The organism is Arthrobacter sp. 35/47 (genome assembly GCF_000520475.1).
Lineage (GTDB): Bacteria > Actinomycetota > Actinomycetes > Actinomycetales > Micrococcaceae > Arthrobacter_D > Arthrobacter_D subterraneus.
Genome location: NZ_KI914601.1, coordinates 27,144 through 32,973 on the forward strand (window position 1 = coordinate 27,144; position 5,830 = coordinate 32,973).

The window sequence follows — 5,830 nt, forward strand, 5'->3', positions numbered from 1 at the left end:
GTGGAGTCGCGGGCCAGCAGGTCCGCGTTGCCGTCCCCGGAGAAGTCGCCCGGGCCAACCAGGGTGAAACCGTTCCAGCCCTGTCCCGCCTGCGTGCGGGTACCGAATCCACCGGCGCCGTTCCCCGGGTAGAGGAAGAGCTTCCCGGTGGTGTCGCGGGCCAGCAGGTCCGCGTTGCCGTCCCCGGAGAAGTCGCCGGGGCCAACGATCGTGTAGCCGGTCCAGCCCGAGCCGATAGGCGTGCGGGTACCGAACCCGCCGGTGCCGTTGCCCGGGTAGAGCCGAAGGGTGCCGTCACCGAGGCGGGCAATCAGGTCCACGTTGCCGTCACCGTTGAAATCACCGGGGGTGACGATCGCCAGTCCGTTCCAGCCGCTTCCGATGGGGACGCCGCGGGTGAGCGTTCCGCTTCCGGTGCCTGCATAGAGCCACAGCCTGCCGGCGGAGTCCCGCGCCACAACGTCAACATTGCCGTCCCCGTTCCAGTCACCCGGAATGTGGATGGCGGTCATCGAGTTCCAGCCCGTACCAATCACGCGGCTGGTCAGGAACCCGCCCGACCCGTTCCCCGGGTACAGCAGGAGCTGCCCCGCAGAGTTGCGGACAACGACGTCGGGAAGACCGTCGCCGTCGAGGTCCTTGTTGACGGCCGGTGCACCGGCTACGGAGATCGGGACAATCTCGTCCTTCTGATCCGTCGCATTGTGGTGATGCAGGAAGAGGGCCTTCGCGTCCGTCACGTTTTCCTGGCGGTTGACGTTCAGGGTGACGCCATCGGCCGAGATGAAGGACGCCGCGGCGGGCTCGCCGCCCTCGAACCACAGGGCGGGTTGGGTGACGTTGAAAGCGATCCAGTCGGTGGTGTCCACCGGGCCGGCCGAATTGCCGTTCTCATCAACGTTGAACGCGCTGGAGGTTGAGACGCGGTACTGGATGGGAGCCGAGGCGCTGAGCGCCGCCGCATCCATTCCGAGTTCCGTCACCGGTACGGGCAGGGTGATGACGTTGGTGTCGAACGTGTTGGTGTCCACACTGCCGTCCACGCCGTTGGCGAAGTAGAGGTCGGTGTCGAAGATGGGTGCTCCCGCATCGTCGATCGTGACAACCTCGAACAGGATCATGTCCAGTGTCGGAGCGGCAGGTCCGAGGTCGCCGAGCCGGAGCGTCTGCACCACGTAATCCACTGTGCTGTCGCCGTCGGTGTCGATGTCGATCGATACGCCGTTGTTGCCCCCGAGCTGCGACCAGTTCTGCCAGGTGCTGATCCCGAAGTTCAGCACGCCCGCGGTGCGGTCCCCGGCGGCATCGACCAGGGCCGGAACCGTTGACGCCGCGCCGACTGCCCGCAGGTCAAACGAATACAGGGATTCCAGCGGCCGCGTCGGCGCCTTCGGGCTCTCGGCACCGAGAACCAGCGGCGACACGATGGACTGATAGGCGGACTCGCCCGGCACACCCTGCGCCAGCCCGCGGCCGGAGAGCGCAATGCTGCTCTCCAGGTCCGCGGCGTCGTCATAGACGACTTCCGGCCCGGCCGAAATGTCCGACGTCGGCTTCGGAGCCGAGTAGACAGGAACGCGGAGTTCCTGGCCGTCGACGCCCAGCAGCTGAACCCGTCCGGACACATCCGCAAGGTACTGGCGAGGAATGCCCGCCTGGATTTCCTCCGCCGCAGGATCGATGGTCTTGGCGAGGGCGGCCGGATCCGCAACCGTCAGCGTGACGTTCAGCGTTGCCGGATTGTTCGCCGGAACCGTGATGATCGCCGGAGACACCGAGACGGACACACCGGGCATGGTCGACGCCGCAAGATAGCCGGCGTTATACGTCACCGGAACGTTTGAACGGTTCTGCACGGTGACCTGCTTGGTCACCGTCAGCGCCTCCGTCCCGAGCTCAAGGACCCCGAAGTTCACCGAGGTGAGCGCCGGTTGGTCCGTGGCGTACGCCAGGACCGGGGTATCCAGGGCCTGGATGGCATCAACGCGGCCCGACCCTACCCGGTTCGGTGCGTACTTGACGCCGTCGGCGGTCAGCAGGTCATGCGTCGCGGTGTTCATGATGACGCTCTTGGCCTGGTACGGGTTGTACTCATGCGCGGACAGGAGCAGTGCGGCGATGCCCGCTGTGTGCGGCGCGGCCATGGAGGTGCCGCTCTTCACGGAAGCGCCGTTGCCGGTGCCCACCTGGACGGATCCGATGGAAACCCCGGGAGCGGTGACATCGGGCTTCACCACGCCGTTGGAACCGTGAACACCGCGAGAGGAGAAGGCCGCAAGGGTGTCCTGCGCATTGGAGGGACCGGTGGCCGTTGCCTGGAAGGTGGGATCGAGCCGGATCTGGAGCGTGCCGGCCGCAGCAGCGGGCTCATGCGCCTCGGAAGAAGCGCGGTTGAACTGTACGCCCGGAATGGTGGCGTTACCGCCGATTCCTGCATCGAACACGTCGCGGGGGGAACTCAGGACCACGCCCGCACCGCCGGCTGCCTCAACATTGTCGAAGCGTGTCGCTGAGCCGCAGGGGAAGGGGGTGCCGAGGTCTTCCCAGTCCAGCCACACCCATTCACCGTTGAACGTTCCCGCGGGAAACGCCTGGCAGCCGAAGCGGTCCAGACCGGCCGGCGGCTTGACCACGGTACCGGTGAGCTGTGCCTCGGTGGCCTCGACATAGTTGAAGTTCACGCTGTACTGTCCCGAGGCGGTTCCGGGCTGGGGCGCCAGAACGTCGATACGGTCGAGGGTGACCTGGGAGCCTACGCTCGCCGCGACGGTGAGCGCGGATTCGGCGCTGCCGGGGGAGCCGCCGATGTCGTAGACATCGCCGTCGTTCCCGGAGGACACCACAGAGAGGACGCCCTGCGCGGTCAGCGCGTTGACGATGTCGTTTTCCGGATCGTCATAGGCTGGGAAGGAGGAGCCCAGCGACATGTTGACTACCTGGGCGCGGTCATCGAAGTTGCCGTCCCGGTTGGGGTCCAGGACAAAGTCCAGGGCCTGGCCTACAACCAGGCTGGAGCCCTCACAACCGAAGACTCGGAGGGCCACCAGGCCGGCTTCGGGAGCGGAGCCCGGCCCGATGCGCATGGCATTGACGGCCTCGGCAGTAAGGGTGCTGTAGTCGCCCTCGAAGGTGGTGCCGTCGTCGTTCACTCCGTAGCCGGCGGCGGTGCCGGACACGTGGGAGCCGTGGCTCTGGCAGTCGAGCGGGTTGAGGTCGGGCTGGGGCACGGAGCGAACCGGATCCGACGCGTCGTAGGCGTCACCCACCAGGTCATAACCGCCAAGGAACTTCGCCGGATCGTAGAGCGCCGGATCAGGCTCGGCATCCGCCCTGGCCTGTTCGAACGCCTCGATGGTGCCTGGACCGCCGAACCCGGCGTGAGTGTAGTCAAGGCCCGTGTCCAGTACGGCTATGGTGATGCCCTCACCGGTGTTGTCCCGCGCGGTCCATGCTTCAAGGGCGCGCGTGTCGATGTCAGCGCCCTTGTTCTCGACGGTCTTCGGCACGAGCCCGGTGATCTTCACGACGTCCGGGCGGGCAGCGAGGGCCTTGATCGCCTCAGCATCACCCTGGATTGCGACGCCGGGAAGAGTGTTGGTGGTGGTGTACAGCTCCGAAGCACCCGCCTGGGCTGCCACCTCGGCGGCCTTCGCCTGAATGCCGGCCCGGATCTCCAGAACGCGGTCCCTCCGGGGAACCGGGGCGGTGAATCCGTTGCGGCGGACTTCCGCGGGCTGTGTCTGTTCGAAGGCTCCCTTGCCGGCGAACTGGACGTATGCCGCCGTCGGACCCGTTTTTTCAGCGAGTTCGCGGCTGACCTTGGCATCGAAAGCCGGTTGCAGCGCGACCCCTTCAGCTGTAGGGCTGCCGGAATCCGGTGCTTCCACTGCCGACGCCGGTGCCCACATGCTGGAGGCAAGGACGAGGCCGGTCAGCGAAGCCAGCACAGCCTTTCCCGATCTCCGGCGGTATGACTTGCTCATGCTGCTCCTTCGAAGGAAGAGTCAAGGCCATACCGCTTGAGTCCATTCCTAGCCCCCTGCAGCTCTGCTGGCTCGGCCTGAGACCGGTGTGAGTGAAATTCCCTGTAGAGCGGTGGGTGCCAGCAGCATTGTGAAGCCCTGTCGGGCTTCACGGTTACAGCTTCATGTGGAAAGGGTCACATGTCAACGGGCACCGGCGTAGTACCTTCCCAGAACCTCGGCCTTCAGGTCGAAATAGGTGCCGTTGTTATGTTGTTGAGCAGGTAGTTCGCAGGGCAGTTGTACTGTCTTGGCTACCCCCGCAAACGCGCTGAAGGAAAAACCCACACTCAATCAGTACTCTCTCTGGCCCGACGACGACTCAACGTAATGTGGACCATGCTTCGCAACCGAACCGCCTATGAGGTCCAGCCGGCATCAGCTGTTCGGACCGTGTGATGCGTTTGGAGGAAAAATGCCCAGCATAAGGCACGGGGCTATCCGGCGGGCGTTGCCTTCCTGGAAACACTGCGTCCACGGTTGTGTAACGCCCGCCGTCGAGCCCGCCCCACCAGCGGAAAACCGGGCTCTCAGCTGGCAGGCACTGCCGGCATTTCTACGTAGACTCTGCCGCCGGAGGCCCTGAACTGGGCGGATTTCTCCTCCATCCCAACGATGGCCTGCTGCTGGGCGGTGCCGCCGAACTGGTCGCGAATGTCTTGGGAGATGCGCATGGAGCAGAACTTCGGCCCGCACATTGAGCAGAAGTGAGCGGTTTTGGCCGGCTCGGCTGGCAGTGTCTCGTCGTGGAAGGCTTCGGCGGTTTCCGGGTCCAGGGACAGGGCGAACTGGTCCCGCCAGCGGAACTCGAACCTGGCCTTGGAGAGGGCATTGTCGCGTTCGAAGGCACCGGGGTGGCCCTTGGCGAGGTCGGCGGCGTGGGCTGCGATCTTGTAGGTGATGACGCCGGTCTTCACGTCGTCCTTGTTCGGCAGCCCGAGGTGCTCCTTCGGAGTGACGTAGCAGAGCATGGCTGTGCCGTAGCGGGCGATCTCGGTGGCTCCGATGGCTGAGGTGATGTGGTCGTAGCCTGGCGCGATGTCGGTCACCAGTGGCCCCAGCGTGTAGAACGGGGCTCCGTTGCATAGCTCCTGCTGCCGCTCCACGTTCTCCCGGACGAGGTGCAGCGGGATGTGCCCGGGGCCTTCGACCATGACTTGCACGTCGTACTCCCAGGCGCGTGCGGTGAGCTCTGCCAGGGTGTCCAGCTCTGCGAACTGGGCCGCATCGTTGGCATCGGCGATCGATCCTGGGCGCAGCCCGTCGCCCAGGGAGAAAGCGACGTCGTAACGGGCGAAGATCTCGCAGAGTTCGTCGAAGTGGGTGTAGAGGAAGTTCTCCTTGTGGTGGGCGAGGCACCAGCCGGCCATGATCGATCCTCCGCGGGAGACGATGCCGGTGACTCGCTCGGCGGTCAGCGGTACGTAGCGCAGCAGCACTCCGGCGTGGATGGTCATGTAGTCCACGCCCTGTTCGCACTGCTCGATGACGGTGTCGCGGAAAATTTCCCAAGTGAGGGCGTTGGCCTCGCCGTCGACTTTTTCTAGGGCCTGGTAGATGGGCACTGTGCCGATGGGAACGGGGGAGTTGCGGATTATCCATTCCCGGGTGGTGTGAATGTCATCGCCGGTGGACAGGTCCATGACGGTGTCCGCACCCCACCGGGTGGCCCACTGCATTTTGTCGACTTCTTCGGCAATGGAGCTGGTCACCGCGGAGTTGCCGATATTGGCATTGATCTTCACCAGAAAAGCCTTGCCGATGATCATCGGCTCAGACTCGGGGTGGTTGATGTTGGCGGGGATGAT

At 65.1% G+C, this 5,830-nt stretch carries 2 protein-coding genes and 1 pseudogene; 1 reads left to right on the forward strand and 2 read right to left on the reverse strand.

Translation table 11 applies throughout. The annotated features are described in order from the left end of the window. A partial coding sequence (locus X803_RS19155; RefSeq protein WP_084033627.1) for a S8 family serine peptidase occupies positions 1-3,983 on the reverse strand: 3,983 nt, incomplete at its 3' end. 294 nt (positions 3,984-4,277) lie between these two features. Here X803_RS19155 and X803_RS21885 point away from each other — a divergent pair. Next, positions 4,278-4,421: pseudogene (locus X803_RS21885) on the forward strand (IS110 family transposase); the annotation flags it as partial. A 131-nt stretch (positions 4,422-4,552) separates the two neighbouring features. Here X803_RS21885 and thiC read toward each other — a convergent pair. Continuing rightward, positions 4,553-5,830, reverse strand: a 1,278-nt coding sequence (gene thiC, locus X803_RS19160) for a phosphomethylpyrimidine synthase ThiC (RefSeq protein WP_035778545.1), incomplete at its 5' end; no start/stop codon positions are given.